The sequence below is a fragment of the Chrysanthemum yellows phytoplasma genome (genome assembly GCF_000803325.1).
In the GTDB taxonomy this organism is placed as follows: domain Bacteria; phylum Bacillota_I; class Bacilli_A; order Acholeplasmatales; family Acholeplasmataceae; genus Phytoplasma; species Phytoplasma asteris.
The window spans coordinates 1-403 of record NZ_JSWH01000160.1; the positions used below are offsets into that span (position 1 = coordinate 1).

A 403-nucleotide genomic window follows, 5' to 3' on the forward strand; every position below is an offset into this window, starting at 1 on the left:
AAATGCGCCCAAATCAGAAATCAAAAAGGACTCTCAAAAACTTTCTGAAACAACGAATTTTGATGTGGATGCGTGGACAAAAGCAATTATCCCTGAATTAAATATTTCTTCGAATTGTGCCCAAGATTTTATCCATCAATATTTAAGTTTGGATGATGAAATTATAAATTATTATCAAAGTTTATTACAACAAATCAAAGAAAAAAAATATGCATTAACTTTATTGAAAAGAAAAGTTTTTTTTGGTAATCAAAAATTAACTCCGAATTTTGATTTAGAAACATTATATGTTTTTTTACAAGAAAATATTTTAGATATGAAAAAAATTGTCATATTGCAATTATTGCGCCATTTAGAACGAAACAATGAAACTGCCAAAATTACTTATTTTGCTTTAAATAGA

The 403-nt window shown here is 25.3% G+C and carries 1 pseudogene; it reads left to right on the top strand.

Annotated features, from left to right (window positions below):
• Positions 1-64: 64 nt before the first annotated feature.
• A pseudogene (locus OL66_RS02720) lies at positions 65-403 on the top strand (hypothetical protein); the annotation flags it as partial.